Annotated in this window: 18 protein-coding genes; 3 read left to right on the top strand and 15 right to left on the bottom strand. The window is 39.1% G+C overall.

Translation table 11 applies throughout. From position 1 onward, the window contains the following. Positions 1–48 precede the first annotated feature (48 nt). The 3 genes from clpB to rluD form a co-directional block, all read right to left on the bottom strand. Positions 49–2,625: an ATP-dependent chaperone ClpB gene (gene clpB, locus L652_RS0112435; protein ID WP_024596581.1), complete on the bottom strand. Its 2,577-nt coding sequence runs from the start codon at positions 2,623–2,625 to the stop codon at positions 49–51. 96 nt (positions 2,626–2,721) lie between these two features. Continuing rightward, the gene (gene pgeF, locus L652_RS0112430; RefSeq protein WP_024596580.1) at positions 2,722–3,453 is read right to left on the bottom strand and encodes a peptidoglycan editing factor PgeF; all 732 of its coding nucleotides are present in this window, start codon (positions 3,451–3,453) and stop codon (positions 2,722–2,724) included. Beyond that, positions 3,453–4,430 (bottom strand): 23S rRNA pseudouridine(1911/1915/1917) synthase RluD, encoded by a 978-nt coding sequence (gene rluD, locus L652_RS0112425; protein ID WP_024596579.1) that lies wholly within the window; start codon positions 4,428–4,430, stop codon positions 3,453–3,455. The genes pgeF and rluD overlap by 1 nt, the downstream gene beginning before the upstream one ends. 141 nt (positions 4,431–4,571) lie before the next feature. Here rluD and L652_RS0112420 point away from each other — a divergent pair, with 141 nt between their 5' ends. Next, a complete protein-coding gene (locus L652_RS0112420) occupies positions 4,572–5,336 on the top strand; it encodes an outer membrane protein assembly factor BamD (RefSeq protein WP_002962210.1) in 765 nt (254 codons plus the stop codon). 50 nt (positions 5,337–5,386) lie between these two features. Here L652_RS0112420 and glnB read toward each other — a convergent pair whose 3' ends face one another. Next, positions 5,387–5,725, bottom strand: coding sequence for a nitrogen regulatory protein P-II (glnB, locus tag L652_RS0112415; RefSeq protein ID WP_002962211.1), 339 nt, complete (start codon positions 5,723–5,725; stop codon positions 5,387–5,389). A 160-nt stretch (positions 5,726–5,885) separates the two neighbouring features. Here glnB and L652_RS0112410 point away from each other — a divergent pair, with 160 nt between their 5' ends. Continuing rightward, the gene (locus L652_RS0112410) at positions 5,886–6,449 is read left to right on the top strand and encodes a GspH/FimT family pseudopilin (RefSeq protein WP_024596578.1); all 564 of its coding nucleotides are present in this window, start codon (positions 5,886–5,888) and stop codon (positions 6,447–6,449) included. Between the two features lie 79 nt (positions 6,450–6,528). Next, positions 6,529–7,059, top strand: coding sequence for a GspH/FimT family pseudopilin (locus L652_RS0112405; protein WP_024596577.1), 531 nt, complete (start codon positions 6,529–6,531; stop codon positions 7,057–7,059). A gap of 6 nt (positions 7,060–7,065) precedes the next feature. Here L652_RS0112405 and L652_RS0112400 read toward each other — a convergent pair whose 3' ends face one another. The 11 genes from L652_RS0112400 to L652_RS0112350 all read right to left on the bottom strand — a co-directional run. After that, positions 7,066–7,482 (bottom strand): type IV pilin protein, encoded by a 417-nt coding sequence (locus L652_RS0112400; RefSeq protein ID WP_024596576.1) that lies wholly within the window; start codon positions 7,480–7,482, stop codon positions 7,066–7,068. Between the two features lie 9 nt (positions 7,483–7,491). Next, positions 7,492–10,713 (bottom strand): PilC/PilY family type IV pilus protein, encoded by a 3,222-nt coding sequence (locus L652_RS0112395; protein ID WP_024596575.1) that lies wholly within the window; start codon positions 10,711–10,713, stop codon positions 7,492–7,494. Between the two features lies 1 nt (position 10,714). Then, positions 10,715–11,218 (bottom strand): hypothetical protein, encoded by a 504-nt coding sequence (locus L652_RS0112390; protein ID WP_024596574.1) that lies wholly within the window; start codon positions 11,216–11,218, stop codon positions 10,715–10,717. Beyond that, positions 11,206–12,183, bottom strand: a complete 978-nt coding sequence (locus L652_RS0112385) for a PilW family protein (protein WP_024596573.1) — start codon at positions 12,181–12,183, stop codon at positions 11,206–11,208. The genes L652_RS0112390 and L652_RS0112385 overlap by 13 nt, the downstream gene beginning before the upstream one ends. Position 12,184: 1 nt before the next feature. Beyond that, entirely contained in the window at positions 12,185–12,745 is a 561-nt protein-coding gene (gene pilV, locus L652_RS0112380) for a type IV pilus modification protein PilV (RefSeq protein ID WP_024596572.1), read from the bottom strand. A gap of 185 nt (positions 12,746–12,930) precedes the next feature. Then, the gene (locus tag L652_RS0112375; RefSeq protein WP_024596571.1) at positions 12,931–13,632 is read right to left on the bottom strand and encodes a LytTR family DNA-binding domain-containing protein; all 702 of its coding nucleotides are present in this window, start codon (positions 13,630–13,632) and stop codon (positions 12,931–12,933) included. After that, positions 13,629–14,663: a histidine kinase gene (locus tag L652_RS0112370; RefSeq protein WP_002958233.1), complete on the bottom strand. Its 1,035-nt coding sequence runs from the start codon at positions 14,661–14,663 to the stop codon at positions 13,629–13,631. The genes L652_RS0112375 and L652_RS0112370 overlap by 4 nt, the downstream gene beginning before the upstream one ends. A gap of 29 nt (positions 14,664–14,692) precedes the next feature. After that, positions 14,693–15,622, bottom strand: a complete 930-nt coding sequence (gene ispH, locus L652_RS0112365) for a 4-hydroxy-3-methylbut-2-enyl diphosphate reductase (RefSeq protein ID WP_002958232.1) — start codon at positions 15,620–15,622, stop codon at positions 14,693–14,695. Beyond that, positions 15,622–16,062, bottom strand: coding sequence for an FKBP-type peptidyl-prolyl cis-trans isomerase (gene fkpB, locus L652_RS0112360; protein ID WP_002958231.1), 441 nt, complete (start codon positions 16,060–16,062; stop codon positions 15,622–15,624). The genes ispH and fkpB overlap by 1 nt, the downstream gene beginning before the upstream one ends. Next, the gene (gene lspA / locus L652_RS0112355) at positions 16,059–16,559 is read right to left on the bottom strand and encodes a signal peptidase II (protein ID WP_002958230.1); all 501 of its coding nucleotides are present in this window, start codon (positions 16,557–16,559) and stop codon (positions 16,059–16,061) included. The genes fkpB and lspA overlap by 4 nt, the downstream gene beginning before the upstream one ends. A 12-nt stretch (positions 16,560–16,571) precedes the next feature. Continuing rightward, positions 16,572–17,410 (bottom strand): class I tRNA ligase family protein (locus tag L652_RS0112350; protein WP_029753277.1); only part of this gene is annotated, 839 nt, incomplete at its 5' end.

Here is a 17,410-nt window from a genome sequence, read left to right as displayed (position 1 = left end):
CATAAAAAAGCCGCTATTTTAGCGGCTTTAGAGTTTAATTATTTACAATCAGCGTTTGGTAAATACCAAAGAGTCGTCATTTGCATCAATAACAATCACGCTACCTGGTATGTAGTCCCCATTAAGTAGCTTTTGTGCTAGCGGATTTTCAATCGTTTGCTGAATAGCACGCTTAAGCGGGCGTGCACCGTACACAGGATCAAACCCACTTGCTGCAATTCGCTCAAGTGCAGCATCGCTTATTTCAAGCAGATACCCCATCTCTGTTAAACGCTCACGTAATTTCATTAACTGAATATCAGCTATTTCTTTTATATGCTCGTTTGCTAACGGGTGGAATACAACAGTCTCGTCAATACGGTTAATAAACTCAGGTCTAAACTCATTAATCAATACTTCCATTACTTTAGCTTTAAGGGTCGTATAGTCATTATTCCCCGCTTGTTCTTGGATAATATCTGAGCCTAAATTTGATGTCATGATAATAACAGTATTTTTAAAATCAACGGTTCTACCTTGTCCGTCAGTTAATCGGCCATCATCTAACACTTGCAGTAAAATGTTAAACACATCTGGGTGTGCTTTTTCTATTTCATCAAGCAATATAACTGAGTAAGGTTTACGACGAACAGCTTCTGTTAAATAACCGCCCTCTTCATAACCCACATAACCTGGAGGTGCGCCCACTAGGCGTGCAACTGAGTGCTTTTCCATAAACTCAGACATGTCGATACGTACCATGGCATCTTCGGTATCAAACATAAAACCTGCCAGTGCTTTTGTAAGCTCGGTTTTACCCACACCTGTTGGACCTAAAAACAAGAAAGAACCAATTGGGCGATTAGGATCTGCAAGTCCTGCACGTGAGCGTCGTATTGCGTTAGCAACAGCAACGACCGCTTCATCTTGCCCTATTACTTTACTGTGTAACTTATCTTCCATTTGCAGCAGCTTTTCACGCTCACCTTGTAGCATTCTTGCAACAGGAATACCTGTCCAGCGAGATAAAATTTCAGCAATTTCATCCTCACCTACTTGGTTCTTAAGCAGAGTCATTTCTTGCATTTCAGCTTGTGAGGCTAAATCAAGTTTTCGTTCAAGCTCTGGAATTCGCCCATATTGCAGCTCTGACATACGCTGTAAATCACTTGCTCTTCGCGCTACATCTAAATCTAATCTTGCTTGTTCAAGCTCGGCTTTAATTACTTGTGTACCTTGAAGCGATGCTTTTTCAGCATTCCAAATTTCATCTAGCTCACGATATTGCCCATCAAGGTCGGTGATCAACTCTTGCATTTCAGTGCGACGTTTTTGACTCGCCTCATCTTTTTCTTTAGCAAGTGCATTATCTTCTAATTTTAATTGGATAATACGACGCTCAAGCTTATCTAACGACTCTGGTTTTGAATCAATTTGTAATCGAATTGAAGAACCCGCTTCGTCAATTAAATCAATTGCTTTATCTGGTAACTGACGATCGCTAATGTAGCGGTGAGATAACTGCGCCGCAGCAACTATCGCGGGATCAGTAATTTCTACTGAATGATGTAGCTCATATCGCTCTTTTAAGCCACGCAATATTGCAATGGTATCTTCAACCGACGGCTCTTCAATGAGTACCTTTTGGAATCGACGCTCAAGTGCTGCGTCTTTCTCTATATATTTACGGTATTCATCAAGCGTGGTTGCGCCAACACAGTGTAACTCACCGCGTGCTAAAGCAGGTTTTAGCATATTACCCGCATCCATTGCGCCATCACTTTTGCCTGCACCCACAATAGTGTGTATTTCATCAATAAATAAAATGACTTGGCCTTCTTCTTTAGCCAATTCGTTTAACACTGATTTTAAACGCTCTTCAAATTCACCGCGATATTTAGCGCCCGCAACTAGTGCTCCTAAATCAAGCGATAAAACACGTTTGTTTTTTAATCCTTCAGGTACTTCACCATTAATAATACGCTGTGCTAAACCTTCTGCTATTGCTGTTTTACCAACACCTGGCTCACCGATTAATACAGGGTTATTTTTAGTACGGCGCTGTAATACTTGAATCGTGCGGCGAATTTCGTCATCACGACCAATAACAGGGTCAAGCTTACCTTGCTCTGCTCGCTCAGTTAGATCAATCGTGTACTTTTCAAGCGCTTGGCGTGTTTCTTCGGCATTTGGGTCATCAACTTTTTGACCACCACGAATCGCTTTAATTGCTGTTTCAATTTTAGTGGAGGTAATATTTAACGATCTGAATATATCGCCAAGTGGACCTTTATCGTCGCAAGCTGCCAGTACAAACAATTCACTTGAAATGTATTTGTCTTTGCGTTTTTGCGCATACTTGTCACATAGGTTAATAAGTGAAGCCATATTATTTGATAGCTGCACGTCGCCACCTACGCCTTCTACTTTAAATAGTTTTTCTATTTCTTGAGAAAGCTTGGTGTTAAGTTCATCTGCGCTGACCCCCGTTTGGGCAAATAACGCGCGCACACTGGAGCCGCTTTGCTGCAGTAGTGAATACATTAAATGTAAGGGTTCAATAAATTGATGGTCGCGGCCAAGGGCTAGCGATTGCGCATCAGAAAGCGCAGATTGAAATTTACTTGTAAATCTATCTAAACGCATGGTGTTACCTATTAAATAATCTAATTGCTTAATTAATGGGTATGTTTAGGTGTTTGTTCAAGGTGTAGAGAGAAATATAATAGCTAAAGGTGCTAATTACTTGCGCCAGATCAAACTTGCCATACGTCCGGTTTGCCCATCCCGTCGATAAGAAAAAAATAAGTCACTTTGAGAGACTGTACAATAGTCGCCGCCTGTAATATTTTTAACGCCTTGCTGGGTAAGTAAAGTACGCGCAATGCCAAAAATATCAGCAAGAAATTTGCCATTAGCTTGTGGTGTAAATGCTTGAATAAATGAAGAAGACCTTTTTTGAAATAACTCAAACACTTCAGCGCCAACCTCAAATTGAGTTGGCCCAATTGCAGGCCCTAGCCAAGCATTTATATTTTCATACTTTGAGCTAAAACATTCTAAAGTATTTTTAATAATTCCCTGCTCAAGCCCCCGCCAGCCACCATGTATAGCTGCAACTTCCTTCTCATCATCACTCACTAATAAAATAGGTAAGCAATCGGCAGTCATGATAGCCAAAGGCTGATTTAATAACTGAGTATAAAGCGCATCAGCATTGTGTAACTTATTAGAGTCAAAATGTTCATCAACAATAACAACATCAGAGCTATGAACTTGATTTAGCCACACGGCAGGTTTAGGTAAGTGTTTGGTTAATAGTGAGCGGTTTTTTGATACATGATCTTGATTATCTCCAACATGGTATCCCAAATTGAAACTTTTAAATGGTTTTTTTGAAACACCACCTCCACAAGTAGTACTTAACGTTCCTACTTTATGAAGGTTTTGCCATGTCGCTGACAATAAGTGCATTATCTATCGATATCAGGATTAGCTTTAGTATCTTCACGTAGTGCATGTGTCATAGCAACCATATCATCAGGGATAGGTGCTTGCCATGTCATCATTTCACCCGTGATTGGATGCGCAATGCTCAATTTTACAGCATGTAGTGCTTGGCGTCTAAAGCTACGAAGTAACTCGAATAACTCTGGTGTTGCACCTTTAGGTGGACGCGGACGGCCGCCATAAGATTGATCGCCAATTAGCGGATGATTTAAATGTGCCATGTGCACACGAATCTGGTGAGTACGGCCTGTTTCTAGGCGCAGACGTAAACGAGTATGAGCACGGAATTTTTCAGCAACACGGTAATGTGTAATTGCCGGTTTACCCAGTTCATGTACGGCCATATGCGTACGCTGAGTAGGATGACGGCCAATCGCTTTTTCAACCATACCACCTGCAGTCATGGTGCCATTACACAGTGCTTCATATTCACGAGTGAAATTTTCGCGCTTTTGTAGTGCTTTCACTAAATGCGTTTGGGCCTGAATCGTTTTAGCTACAACCATTAAACCGGTCGTGTCTTTATCTAAACGATGTACAATACCTGCGCGTGGCACGTTAATTATTTCAGGGTAGTAATGTAGCAATGCGTTTAGCACTGTTCCATTAGGGTTACCCGCACCTGGGTGAACCACTAGGCCCATTGGTTTATTAATTACCAAAATATCATCGTCTTCATAAACAATGTTTAATTTGATATCTTGTGCTTCGTATTCGCGTGGTGCTTCAATTGTTGTTTCAACACTTACAACTTCACCACCTAGTAGCTTTTCGCGTGGAGTGTTGAAAATTTCACCGTCTACAGTGATTTTATCATCCAAAATCCACGTTTTTATACGAGAACGTGAATAATCAGGGAACAATTGTGCTAATACTTGGTCTAGACGTTTACCACCTAATTCGGTTGGAACGTCGGCTTGAAGAGAAATTTGCTCTGACATTAGTAACTTTACCCAATTTACCAGTGCAAGCTTTGCTCGACTGGGTTAGAATCGCTTTTAATAAAAGCATAATATAATACGCATAGTTTACTCGGTTTTACCGACTTGGCCTAGCCGAAGACATCGAAGGTAACAAATAAAATGATAAATAAAATAGGGAAACGTGCATTTGCCATTGTTTTTTCAGTTTCTGTACTTAGTTTAGGCGCTTGTTCGTCTGCTCCAGACCAAGAAGACATTCAACGTGTACCGAATAAGTCTGCACACGCTTTATATGAAGATGCAAAAGAAACGCTAGATTCTGGTTTATATGCTCGTGCAATTGAACTTTTGAGTGCTATAGACTCTCGCTACCCATTTGGCCCATTCTCTAAGCAAGTACAAATGGACTTAGTCTATGCACATTATCAATCAGGTAATACTGAACAAGCACTTGCAACCATTGACCGCTTTATTCGCTTAAACCCAAATCATAAAGATTTAGACTACATGTATTATATGCGTGGTTTAGTAAATATTAAAGCAGATAAAAATGCGTTCCAAGAGTACTTTGGTGTAGATAGAGCCGACCGTGATGCTAACCGTACTCGTGTTGCATTTACAGATTTATCGACATTAGTAAAACGTTTTCCTAAAAGTGATTACGCGCCTGAAGCTAAGCGTCGTTTAGTGTGGCTTTTAAACCGCATGGCACGTTATGAATTAAAAGTAGCAACTTACTATTACGAACGTGAAGCTTATTTAGCTGCTGCTAATAGAGGTAAGTTTGTTGTTGAGCATTATTCACAAAGCAGTTACTTAGATCCCGCGCTTGAAATGATGGAGAAAAGTTACGACCAATTAGGTTTAACTGAGCTTAGTGAGCACGCAAAGCAAACACGAAAACTAAATAAAAGAACTAAATAAATAAAAAAGGCGCTTACTAAAGCGCCTTTTAACTACATAGAAAAACAAGCTTAAATCGCTTCTTCATCTTCCTCTGCAGTACGAATACGTATTACACGCTCAACATCTGTGACAAATATTTTACCATCACCGATTTTTCCTGTTTGCGCCGTTTTTACAATAACTTCAATTGCACGGTCTACATCTTCATCAGTCAATACAATATCAAGTTTTACTTTAGGTAAAAAATCGACCATATACTCTGCGCCACGATATAGCTCTGTGTGACCTTTTTGACGTCCAAAGCCTTTAACTTCGCTTACCGTCATCCCCGTAATACCTACATCAGATAACGCTTCACGCACATCGTCTAACTTAAAAGGTTTGATAATTGCTTCTATTTTTTTCATATTAATTACTTTTGAAAGCTTCAGTTGCCTCGATTTTAGACAATCATAGTGTTCATAGCAAACAAAGCAATTGAATTACGGTGATAAAACAACCGATCGTGATATAATTTATTATATAAAAATAGCTATACTTAAATGACTAGCAGTAAATGAGATTAATATGACAAACAAACAAAACGGGTTCACCCTTTTAGAACTCATGGTAACCGTAGCTATCGTTGGCATTATTGCATCAATTGCGATTTGGAATAGTAGCGATATGCTAGAAGAAAATAGAGCTGAGAACTTTTTGTTGGAATTAAAAAGAAATATTAGCTACGCCCGTGCTCAAGCTGCAAGTACGGATGAAATAGTCATTGTATGCCCTGCTCCCAATACAGTTACAAGTAGTAGCTCAAGTCTCACATGCCAAAGTGAATGGGCATCAACTAATACCGTTATTTTATTTATAGATACTGATAATGACGGAAGTTATAAAAGCGCAAATGATAGTCTATTACGTGTAATGTCAGAAACTCCGTCTAGCGATAGAATAAAATTCTCTGGTAATAATAGCCTTCGGTTTAATACGAGCGGTCGTATTACGACAAGTTTAGCTGGCTCAGGTAGCTTTACGGGCTTTGTATACTGCCCCAATAATGACAACGAAAACAATAAAGCGCTGAATGTATCAGTATCTGGTACTGCTTTTTACCTTGGTGACACCACTGAAAAGTGTGATTAAAAAACGTACAATTATATCTTGTCATATTTGTATCATTTACTAGACTGAGTTAATCATTTATTAACTCAGGTCTTCAAGGATGAGATTATCAATATCAAAAAGTAAGGGAGTAACACTTCTCGAATTAATGGTATCTATGGCTGTTGTCAGTATTATCAGCCAATTATCTATGTGGTTTTACCCAGATTTTTTAGCTAAAAACCGCTTAGATAACCACGTAAACCTCCTACACCGAAATATAAATTATGGCCGTTTATATGCCATTGAAAATACTACTTACGTCACGCTTTGTGCACTAAAAGACAGTCAATGTACAAAGGACGAGTGGAATGGCCAAATGTCACTCTTTATCGACAAAGATAAATCAACCTCGTTAGATGATGATGAACTACTCTTAAGTACTTTTGAGGAGATCCATGAAGCTGACAGTCTTAAATACCCTCGCAGCGCAATTACGTTTCGTCCTGATGGTTCTTTGAATGGTTTTCAAAATGGTACTTTTATATATTGCCCCAACAGCAATAAGGCCAACCTCGAGGGGTTGGCCTTATCAGTAAGTCAGACTGGCAGAATACGTATTAAATCAACTGATAAGTGCCAGAAGAAGTAATCTAGGCTATCGACCCCAGCAATAACCAATATCGGTGTCTCCTTTAGACCCTTTTGCACCTTTGAGACCAATATCAGTGATTGAAAGCTCTTTACAATCAGTATCTCCTTTTACAGCACCGTCTATAGGCTTAGCTGTAATAGTGAAGGTATTACTATCAACTACGCTGATAGATAGTTCAAAGTGACCATTTTCGGTTTTACTTTGTAGCCCTAAGTCAGTAAAGGATTGCGTATACTCACGATTATCTACAAAATATTGCTCCTCTTTGTTTGCAGCATCTAACAATGCTGCAGCAGCTTCAGCGCGCGAAGCACGCTTTACATATTCTGTATAATTGGGCAATGCAATTGAAGCAAGTATGCCTACAATTGCAACCGCTATCATCAGCTCAATTAAGGTAAACCCATGTTGTTTCTTCATTTAATTTCCTTAATTATTAACTTCGTCATTTTCTTCACGTTTATAGATATATGTTTGTTGAGTTTTAAAGCCAAACCCTACAGCATTGTCATTAACCAATACAACTTTACCATCAACAATTGTTAAGCCGGGGCCCTTTATCTCAACAGGCTTCATTGGGTTTTCAGCATTTTCACCTTTGATACCCGGCCCAATTAGATAAAACTGACTTTCTTGTGTTACGTCAACTGTTGGGTTGTCATCACACTTACCATCTCCATTACCATCTACGCATGAAGGGCCTTCGCCAAAGTATAACTGAGGTGTATCTGGTACATCATAGCTGGTTGTAAATTTAAGGTCGTCATACACTTTCGTACCATAATGTAGGTGAAATGCGTATAAAGAACCACCACCACCACTTAGGGAACATTGGTTTTCAGTCGATGTATCTGATGCAGGTGTGAAACTTGTAAAATAAGCAACACCTCCAACAACTGTAGCAGCAGCTAGTGATTTTTCACCCGTTCCTAACTCATATCTCCAACCATTAAATTTAGCCAAGTCGACTTCTAAGTCAACAAAATCATCAACGTCATCTAGAGCATTACCAAATGGGTCTGAATTCATTTGCATCAAATCAGCAGGTACAATAGTATCCGGTGCATTCGTTTTATATGATTTAGTAACTGTATTTTCATCTCTGATCATAAACAGTTGATCTTTTTCATTGGTACCGGTTGGTTTTGAGCGGTTACCACTACCAATAACTATTGCATCATACGGCGTATCTAAGCGTGTTATAACGGTACTACCATCAACGGTTGTCTCGCTTACTTTACTATAAATGGTTCGTGCAACGAGTGGTTTGTAAAAAAAGCGTCTGTCCTCAGTTGCTTTATTACTGCCAAGCTCAGCTAATTTAAAGTGACTAAATTCACTAGTACTAGTGCCTGGCATATCTATACGCCAAATATCTCCACCAGTATCTGCCGCATAAATTCGGTCTATATATCCATCATAATCTGAGTCAAGCGTGGTAATATCTGCAGCAATACTATGCTTACCTTTAAAGCCATTAATATCGGGTGTTAATGCCCATACTCTTTTACCTGTTTCTGCTTCAACAATGTAAATACCTCGCCCTGTACTATCTTCACTTTTAATCACCGCATCTTTGTTTGTATCGTACCCAGCACCAAAAATTAATAAAGGCTTGTCACCAAATGCTTTAATGTAGGCTATTTGCGGTTTTGACCATGTTTGCGCAAGCTCTTTAAAATCACCTTTTCCGCCCTCTATTGGTGCGCTCCATAGTTTTTTAGGCTGATCGGGATTTGTTATATCCAGTGCGTAGTAGTTTTTACCACCTCGACGCATTCCTGCAAAAGCCCATACTTCATCATCACCACTCGCATCAATAATCCCGTCGTTTAAACCATCGCTATTTAAGTTTTTATTATTAAAATAAACGCTGATTGGACCATCCATACCATATTTTTTACCCGTTTCTTTGTTGCGCAGCGGTTGAATAATGCTGTACAGATCTGAGGGTATAAATGCCCAGCTTTCAGATACTTCATTATTTGTATCATCGTCTTTAAACATATGCAAAAAGCCAGCATTGGTACCAATTAGAATACGAATATCATCATTACCGTAATCAAGCGCAACAGGCTTTGAATGCAGAGGATCACCAAAAATATCATCTCTTTGATCCGTGGTATCGTTATCGTTATCTTCATCATCAACATCAATACCCATAGCCCATTTAATATCTGAACTAGATAAGCTAATTGGGTTATTAGTTATTAAATCAAGAATGTCACTAACAATCGATGTAGTAAATCGTACTATATCGCCTTGTTTATCTGTATATATTGTTCTTCGTTCTTCTGCGTTGGTTCCTGTTAAGGTACTTAGTTGATAATTAACGCCACCTTGTGCTACTAAGTTCCCATCTGCTGACTTACCATCAGGAAGCCAAAATGTTTTTGCATCAGTGTCTATCAAACCATTAGAATCAAGCGCTACATTGCCCGCTGAATCAACTATGTTACTACCCGATACCTTTAACTTTTTTAAGTTACCGCCCCAGCGGGTATTTGTCTCTGGGTAAAACATTGCAAAATAAATAGCATCTCGACTACGGGTTTGATCTACGTTGTTACTAGCAACGGACGGCGATGAAAAGCTATCATTTACTTCACGAATACGAGAAATTGCACTGTTTAATGATTCAGAAAGCTCATCTGGCGTACTTGCGGGCAAGTTTTCACCACCACCTAAAGAAGCGGCCCTACGTAAAAGCTCTTGTCCACTCGCGCTCATACCAGAGCCAAAACCGATAGTATATAAACGGCCTGTTTCATGAATATCGGGAGTCGACGGGTATAAATCAACAGTAGTATCACTTGTACCATGAATAATTTTAGCCATTTGGTGTAGGTAACTACTGTAGTAACTATCCGTATTCCAGTTTAATCCTTCCCCAAAGTACTTCTCATGCTCTGCACTAATTTGGCTGTCACTATCATTATCACCAGATGGGTCGCCATCGGTCATATAAATGATATTTATCGAGTTGTCGCAGCGCTTAGCCTCAGCGGTGCTATCTGCAAAGGGCGATATGTAAGTATACTCATAATTATTTGTAGTTACATTTTCACACTCATAACTCCAGCGACCTCTATTTCTAACCCAACCACATTCAAGCTGTGTAAACTCACTTCCAGTTCTTAACTCGACACTCGTATCACGTTCAAGAATTGTGGCCTCTAAGCCATATTGAACTTTTTGCCCTGTAATATATAAATAAGCTTCCCATAGAGTCTCAGTAAGCGGGGTTCCACCATCTGCAGGTAAAGATGCAACCGACGAACGTACAACTGATGAATCACTACCAACACCGTTAACAATGTAACCACCGGTCGTACTTTTAAAGCGCATTAAACCAAAGTCGATAGTATCTTCATTATCAGAAATGACTTTATTCATCGCAAACTGCGCAGCAGCAAGGCGGCTATCAATACATAAATTATATAAGTTTAAAAAATTATTAAAACCACAGTTACCACCACTTGAAGATGAAAAAGCCATACTTCCTGATGTATCAAAAATCAGTAATACTCGGGGCTTTTCTTCAACATCCACATCATGATTAACATAAAGCTCTATATCTTCAGCATAAACTGACGCACTTATTGTTAAGCCAAGTAAAGAGGCTAACACTTTGTTTAATTTTAATTTCATATTAAATCCCCTTACTTATGCTAGCCATTTCTTGCGCTACACCTGTAACAATGGTTAGTTCATGCTTACTTTTAGAGCCATATTCTATTGTCGTGGCGACCTGTAACATATTGCACGATATACCTGCAGTAAAATTAAAGCGTCGAGGACACTCTAGGTCAAGCGCACCTTTGTTTAGATTAACCATTTTGCTTTGCATACCATCATGTGTTGCGATCACCATGCCTTCTTTATCAGAGGCTGCAATCGAAGTGACTTCATCTGGACTCAAAAAAAACTGATTATTCGCACCTTTATTTGCTTCATCAGAAATCATGCGCTGTACTTCGCCAATAAGTTCATTTTCGGCCACTTCACGCTCTTGCGCTGCATTGGTAATTTTAATATCAATACTACTACTGCTCATAAGAGTCACCGCTATACCCGTCACTGCAATTACCATTATTAGAGCAGTGATCAGTACTACACCCTGCTGCTTTTTCTGTGATTGTTTTAAATACGCCATAAATTTGATCCAACATTATTTAATCGAATAGTCGTGGTAAACACTGTGCGTCTGAAACTATCTGTGAATTTCAATTCACGCTTGTCTTCATCTTCACCTAATATGTAAGTTTGGTTTTTAATTTTAACCCCAGGGTCTGGCTCCAATGCGCGTATTAATAAAAATACCTGTACTGTTAAAATACCCTTTCGATTTTCCCAATCAGTGTGCTCCATACTTTTAATACTTCGGTATGTATCTACACGATTGTCCCTGTTTGTATCGAGACCAAAAACAAACCGCATGTTTTCGACACCTTCCATAATAGTTTCTGTGGTGATATTTCCACCAACTAAGCGCTTTCTCATTAATGCAGGTACAGTTAGGTTCTTGTTATTTACTTTATATGTTTGCTCTGAAATATAATAAACATGATGGCTATACGGCCAAATAGAGGCATTAACAGAACTTCCTGTAATTTCACCTCGCTTGAATTGAGCTCTCTCTTGCTCCGCTATGAAATAGTTTTCACTCGTTTGAGTCTCAGCTTCAGTTAATTGATCACCTTGTAAAAACTTTAACTGAATAATATCGGTACCTTTTACTGGACTCGTTACGCAGTTTAGTTCTTTTGAAGCATCTGCAACCTTCGCATAAATAGTTCTAAAGTTACTCGCAGTTGCCAAATCAGGAAAACTACCGTTATTTAGTCCTTCAAAACAGTCATTTAGCGGGTTTGATAATGCTTCTGTGTTTACCGAAGTAAAAGAATCATCATAATAAGTGCCCCAAAAGCCAATTTGCTCAATATCACGTTGCATTATGTTAATTGCAAGGCGTCCTGATTCTTGAAGTTCACCAATAGTCATCGTATCTTTAGTGGTTACTTTCATACCTATATAGGTAAACATAACGCCGCCTAAAATTAACCCACCAATAAATAATGAAATCATCATTTCTACAAGTGTAAAACCTTTTTGCTTCATGTTAGCTCCTAAGGTAAATATAACTAGTTAAAACAACTAAACGGCGCTTTTTATCAGCCGTTCCACACTTGATGTCTCCAGTCGTACTATTTGCATTAAACTCTTGACGCCCTTGCCAAGATACAACGACCTCTAAATTAAATGCTTTACCACCTGTACCTGCAACTGCAGTAGCCGCAATACATACAGTTGCGTCATCTAAAGAGCCTGTGTTTTCCCTTGCTTTTATAGCTCTTTTCCATTGCTCAAGGTCTAGGGCTGCAACTTGCGCTGCGCTACAAGTGCTTGTAAAACACGTCTGTGAGGTTTTAGTTGAGGCTTCGCTATTAAATGTTTGGGTATATAGGCTAGCTATTTGCGGGGTATCGTTAGCACGGATACGCTGCACAATATCATTACCAAGTGCAACTGCAGCAGCACGCTGCATAGAATCAAAGCTTGCTTGCTTTGCTTTTGCTTGCAAAGCAACTGCGCCTAAAAGGCCAAAACTAAGAATAATAAATGCAATTAGCACTTCAATCAGAGTGAAGCCTCTTTGCACTTTTACGTGAGGTGATTGCATAATAAAACCAAATAAAAATTATCTGATTTTAAGTTTATGTTATTTATTTGAGGAATCAATGAGGACTAAGACAAGCGGTTATATTTGTTGATAAACGGTTAATTAAACCTGTTTATTCAATAACACCGTTGATAATTAAGACTCAAATGTATTTAAATCAAGGGGAGGTTAATTGCAAGGTAAGCCTAAAGCGAATTTTTTACTAATTTAAGCTCACGGCGGCTCACTGGCAATAACTCACTGCACCCTTGTAGCTCAATCATATGATTGCCATTCGCTTTTGAATGCAAAGCAATTACTTTTTGTTTATTAACCAATGTATTGCGATGAATTCGCAAAATATGTGTAGGAAATTGTAACTCTAATTGTTTTAGACTTTGTTCAAGTAAAGCTTCTCCACCACAGAATATCATTTTGGTATACTTTTCTTCGGCACTAAAATACAAAACATCATTTATATCAACACTGCGTAGAGTACCAGCTAGCTGATAAGAGATTTTTACATTTTGTTGTTTTTGAATATGTACTTTATTTAAGCGCCCGACTTGCTTAAGCACCTTTTGCAATGATTGCTCTGAAATAGGTTTAACTAAATAACCTGCAGCGCTTAATTGTAAAGCATCGAAGGCATGCTCAGGGTGAGCAGTTATAAAAACAATAGCAGGAGGTAGAGTTAAACTATTGAGCTCATTAGCAACTTGTAAACCATTCATACCAGGCATATCAACATCTAAAAAAATCAAATCCGGCGTTTGCTTTTTAGCCAGTACTAGGGCTTCATTACCATTACTTGCCTCGCCTTGTACAACTATGCTTTTATCATGTGCCAACAAACGAATTAAGCGCGATCTCGCAAGAGGTTCATCATCAACAATGAGTACGTTCATACACTGCCCTCAATTAGCTTAGGAATAACGACCTTGACCCTAAACACATCATTTTTATTAGTAATTGTTAGCTGCGCTTTATTTTTATAATAAATATTTAATCGCTGGCGAATATTTTCAAGCGCCATGCCGTTATTAGGCCTAGTTTGAGCATTAGAAATTGTTATAGGGTTAGAAACAATCATGGTTATATAGCCGGTAGTAATATGTAGCTCTACTTTTATTTCTGCACCATGCTCACTTGTTTCAACACCGTGGCATACTGCATTTTCAATTAATGGCTGCAGGGTTAAACAAGGAATGCTCAATGCAGGTAGTTCATTAGGTATTTGCCAATCAACGCTTAAGCGATTACCGAAACGCCATGTTTCAAGTGCTATATATTGCTTACTCAGCGTTATTTCATCGTCAAGAGATACATTTTTTCCTGAGTGCATTGCAGCCTGCGATAAGGCGGCTAATGCTAAAATAGCCTGCTCTGCCGCATCGGCATCATGATGAGTAAGCTCTGCAGCGGTGTTTAAACTATTATATAAAAAATGAGGACGTATTCTAGCTTGCAAGGCATCAAGCTCAGCTCGAGAAAGCGCTTTAGTTTGCTGCTCTTTCTCAAAATGAATTAATAAAAATTGGACGAATAAAGCCGCCAGCAAAGCCACTATAATGCAATTGCGAAGTGTGAAATAAATTAAGTTATCTGTATCATCTATATCAAAAGCAAAATGGGAAAATAAAATACTAAAAATGCATGTAGATAATAAAAAAAAGATAAAAAACAAACTTAATTGAAAAGTTTGAGTGCGCGTTTGTAAGAAAAATCTACAAAAGTATAAAGAAGAGGTACCGACTAAAACAATTAAATGCATAAACAAACTGATGATCCCAAGTCGAAGCCAAATATCTCCTTCTACATTGGGTGCAAAGGCTAAAACAATAGCAATAACTTGAGAAACAATAAGCGAAGCTAGTACGCCTCGCTCATTAAAAAGAGCCGAAAAAAGCAAACCATCATTTTTTAGTGACTTGCTCATAACGACTCTCCTATAATCTAAATTTTAAATTAACGTAGCTCTACAGGAACAGCAAATACGATATTCTCTTCTTCGCCTGGGTTTTCAACAACCTGCGTACCACCAAGATCTTTTAATCGGCTTATAACTTGTTGTACAAGTACTTCTGGCGCAGATGCACCCGCAGTTACACCCACTGATTTAGAACCTGAAACCCACTGCTCTTGCACATCAGTTGCATCATCAATTAAATAAGCAACAGTGCCCATTTTATCTGCAAGTTCACGTAAGCGATTAGAGTTAGAGCTGTTTTTAGCGCCAACAACTAATAGCACATCAACTTTGTCAGCTAAGTCACGAACAGCATCCTGACGATTTTGCGTTGCATAACAAATATCATCTTTACGAGGTCCGTCAATTGATGGAAACTTATTGCGTAGTGCATCAATAACATCAGCAGTATCATCAACTGATAAAGTCGTTTGACTACAGTAAAAAAGATTTTCAGCATTTTTTACATTAAGCGCAACAACATCATCAACGGTTTCAACAAGATAAATACCACCGTCTGAGTTATCATATTGTCCCATTGTTCCCTCTACTTCAGGGTGACCATGATGTCCAATTAAAATACACTCAATACCTTTGCGACTCGCACGTGTAACTTCCATATGCACTTTAGTTACAAGCGGGCACGTTGCATCAAATACTTTTAAATCACGACGTTTAGCCTCGCTGCGAACCGCTTGCGATACGCCATGTGCGCTAAAAATAACAATACTGTCGTCAGGTACTTGATCAAGTTCTTCAACGAATACCGCACCACGGCTTTTTAGTCCATCAACCACATAGCGGTTATGTACTACTTCGTGGCGAACATAAATTGGCTTTTCAAAAATATCTAAAGCGCGCTCAACAATACTAATAGCACGGTCAACACCAGCGCAAAAGCCGCGAGGATTAGCTAGTAATATTTCCATTAACCTTCCACCTCAATAATATCAACTTCAAACGTTAAACGCTGGCCAGATAAAGGGTGATTAAAATCAATCGTTACCGACTCACCTTGCACTTCGCGGACTAAACCAGGAAGCTCAGTGCCATCAGGTTGAGTAAACGCAATAATTGCACCTACCTTAGCTGGTGTTTCTGGACCAAACTTACTACGGTCAACGTAGTAAATATTATCTGGGTTTGGCTGACCAAAAGCATCTTCAGGTTCTAATTCAAACGTTTTACTTTCGCCTGCAGTTAGCCCTAATAAACACTTTTCGAAGTTTGCCGTTAAGCTGCCATCACCCATTGTTAATTTAGCAGGTTTGTTGTGTACCTTGGTAGAATCAGCGGCAGAGCCATCTTCTAATTTAATAGAAAAATGGAAAATAACTTGCGAGTTTTCACCAATTACAGCTTGGCTCATGCTTTATGCTCCTTTGGACTCTCGCCGGTGAAGGCGTCAAATAACAATAATGCTGCGCCAATACAAATAGCGCAATCGGCAATATTGAATACAGGAAAATGTGAGTCTTTATAAAAAACGTGAATAAAGTCGATTACATAACCATACGCAATACGATCGTATAAATTACCAATAGCGCCAGCAAGTACCAATGCATAAGCACCGCATAGTACTTTATTTGTAGCAGGTAAGCGTTTTAGCCACCATACAAGCAAAGCACTAATAGCAACGGCAATTGCACTTAAAAACCAACGTTGCCAACCACCCGCTTCACTTAAAAAGCTATAAGCAGCACCATAGTTATGTACATAAGTAATACTAAAAACAGGGAGTAAGTTTATAGACTCTTGATAAGCCATAGTCCCTACAACAAGTGTTTTACTGGCAAAGTCTATTACTAAAAGTAATAGACTCAACCAAAGCCACACTAAACCACTTTTTTGGGCTAGTTTGCTCACTAAGAATAACTCCTAAGCGAATTGACGCTTTTCACCTTCGCCGTCAACATTACTTACACAACGACCACAAATTTCAGGATGAGCAGGCTCAACACCTACATCTTCGCTGTAATGCCAACAACGCTCACATTTAGCAGCATCTGTTGCAGCAACGCTAATGAACAAACCTTCAATCTCGGTAGCTTGTGTATCTGCAGGCTGGCTATCAACTTCAGTAACATTCACGGCTGATGTTAACAATACAAAACGCAGTTCATCACCAAGCGCGTTTAATTTAGCGGCAAGCTCTTTACCCGTAAATAAATTCACCGTTGCTTGAAGTGTTGCACCAATGACTTCTTCTTTACGTGCAGCTTCTAATAAGCGGTTTACTTCGTCACGTACAGTTAAAATCTCTAACCAATCATCGTTACTAAATTGGCTATTTGTTGGCGCTTGTAAGCCATCGTACCAAACTGATGTAAATACGTAGTCACTACGCTCACCCGGTAACGCTTCCCAAATTTCTTGTGCGGTAAAGCTCATAATAGGTGCCATCCAACGCGTCATTGCTTCTGCGATATGATAAAGCGCAGTTTGACAAGAACGACGTGCATGGCTATCACTCTTAGCTGTATATTGACGATCTTTTATAACATCTAAATAGAACGAGCCAAGCTCACCCGTACAGAAGTTCATTAGCTTTTGCGTTACTAATAGCATTTGGTAGCTGTCGTATGCGGCTAAAATCTCGTCTTGCAACTGAGCTGCGCGTCCAACAATCCACTTATCAAGCTCAACCATATCATCAACAGCTACTTGATCTGTTTCTGGGTTAAAACCATTTAGGTTAGCAAGCAAGTAACGGCTGG

The organism is Pseudoalteromonas sp. TB25, from assembly GCF_000497995.1.
GTDB lineage: Bacteria > Pseudomonadota > Gammaproteobacteria > Enterobacterales > Alteromonadaceae > Pseudoalteromonas > Pseudoalteromonas distincta.
The sequence above is the reverse complement of the archived record's forward strand: the minus strand, read 5'-3'. Positions and strand labels throughout refer to the sequence as shown.

Excerpts from the sequence above, each read along its gene's own strand:
- clpB (WP_024596581.1), bottom strand. The coding sequence starts at position 2,625 with ATGCGTTTAGATAGATTTACAAGTAAATTTCAATCTGCGCTTTCTGAT.
- glnB (WP_002962211.1), bottom strand. The coding sequence starts at position 5,725 with ATGAAAAAAATAGAAGCAATTATCAAACCTTTTAAGTTAGACGATGTG.
- L652_RS0112420 (WP_002962210.1), top strand. The coding sequence starts at position 4,572 with ATGATAAATAAAATAGGGAAACGTGCATTTGCCATTGTTTTTTCAGTT.
- fkpB (WP_002958231.1), bottom strand. The coding sequence starts at position 16,062 with ATGAGCCAAGCTGTAATTGGTGAAAACTCGCAAGTTATTTTCCATTTT.
- rluD (WP_024596579.1), bottom strand. The coding sequence starts at position 4,430 with ATGTCAGAGCAAATTTCTCTTCAAGCCGACGTTCCAACCGAATTAGGT.
- ispH (WP_002958232.1), bottom strand. The coding sequence starts at position 15,622 with ATGGAAATATTACTAGCTAATCCTCGCGGCTTTTGCGCTGGTGTTGAC.
- L652_RS0112370 (WP_002958233.1), bottom strand. The coding sequence starts at position 14,663 with ATGAGCAAGTCACTAAAAAATGATGGTTTGCTTTTTTCGGCTCTTTTT.
- L652_RS0112400 (WP_024596576.1), bottom strand. The coding sequence starts at position 7,482 with ATGAAGAAACAACATGGGTTTACCTTAATTGAGCTGATGATAGCGGTT.
- L652_RS0112385 (WP_024596573.1), bottom strand. The coding sequence starts at position 12,183 with ATGAAGCAAAAAGGTTTTACACTTGTAGAAATGATGATTTCATTATTT.
- L652_RS0112395 (WP_024596575.1), bottom strand. The coding sequence starts at position 10,713 with ATGAAATTAAAATTAAACAAAGTGTTAGCCTCTTTACTTGGCTTAACA.
- L652_RS0112375 (WP_024596571.1), bottom strand. The coding sequence starts at position 13,632 with ATGAACGTACTCATTGTTGATGATGAACCTCTTGCGAGATCGCGCTTA.
- L652_RS0112390 (WP_024596574.1), bottom strand. The coding sequence starts at position 11,218 with ATGGCGTATTTAAAACAATCACAGAAAAAGCAGCAGGGTGTAGTACTG.
- pgeF (WP_024596580.1), bottom strand. The coding sequence starts at position 3,453 with ATGCACTTATTGTCAGCGACATGGCAAAACCTTCATAAAGTAGGAACG.
- pilV (WP_024596572.1), bottom strand. The coding sequence starts at position 12,745 with ATGCAATCACCTCACGTAAAAGTGCAAAGAGGCTTCACTCTGATTGAA.
- L652_RS0112405 (WP_024596577.1), top strand. The coding sequence starts at position 6,529 with ATGAGATTATCAATATCAAAAAGTAAGGGAGTAACACTTCTCGAATTA.
- L652_RS0112410 (WP_024596578.1), top strand. The coding sequence starts at position 5,886 with ATGACAAACAAACAAAACGGGTTCACCCTTTTAGAACTCATGGTAACC.